This window comes from Bradyrhizobium sp. UFLA01-814 (assembly GCF_046718885.1).
GTDB lineage: Bacteria > Pseudomonadota > Alphaproteobacteria > Rhizobiales > Xanthobacteraceae > Bradyrhizobium > Bradyrhizobium elkanii.
In genome coordinates this window covers 1-611 of the sequence record NZ_JAQOSR010000385.1, presented here as the reverse complement: position 1 = coordinate 611, position 611 = coordinate 1, and the positions used below count along the sequence as shown (strand labels likewise).

The window sequence follows — 611 nt, the reverse complement described above, 5'->3', positions numbered from 1 at the left end:
TGCATCGCCGACAATGGCCGCGGGCTCAACACCGAGCGGATCAAGGCCAAGGCGCTCCAGAACGGTCTCGTCACCGAAGCCGAGCTCGAGAAGATGACCGAGGCCCAGATCCACAAGTTCATCTTCGCGCCGGGCTTCTCGACCGCGGCGCAAGTGACTTCGGTGTCCGGCCGCGGCGTCGGCATGGACGTGGTGCGCACCAATATCGACCAGATCGGCGGCACCATCGACATCAAGAGTGTGGCCGGCGAGGGCGCCTCGGTCACCATCAAGATCCCGCTGACCTTGGCGATCGTGTCCGCGCTGATCGTGGAAGCCGGCGGCGACCGCTTCGCGATTCCCCAATTGTCCGTCGTCGAGCTGGTGCGGGCCCGCGCCAACTCCGAGCACCGCATCGAGCGCATCAAGGACACCGCGGTCTTGCGCCTGCGCAACAAGCTGCTGCCGCTGATCCACCTCAAGAAGCTCTTGAAGATCGACGACGGCGCGACGACGTCGGATGCCGAGAACGGCTTCATCGTGGTCACGCAAGTGGGCAGCCAGACCTTCGGCATCGTGGTCGACGGCGTGTTCCACACCGAGGAGATCGTGGTCAAGCCGATGTCGACCAA

Annotated in this window: 1 protein-coding gene; it reads left to right on the top strand. The window is 64.5% G+C overall.

Annotated elements, in window-relative coordinates; all coding sequences use genetic code 11:
- Positions 1-611: chemotaxis protein CheA (locus PMN64_RS42955; protein WP_411785136.1), on the top strand; the 611-nt coding region annotated here is incomplete at both ends.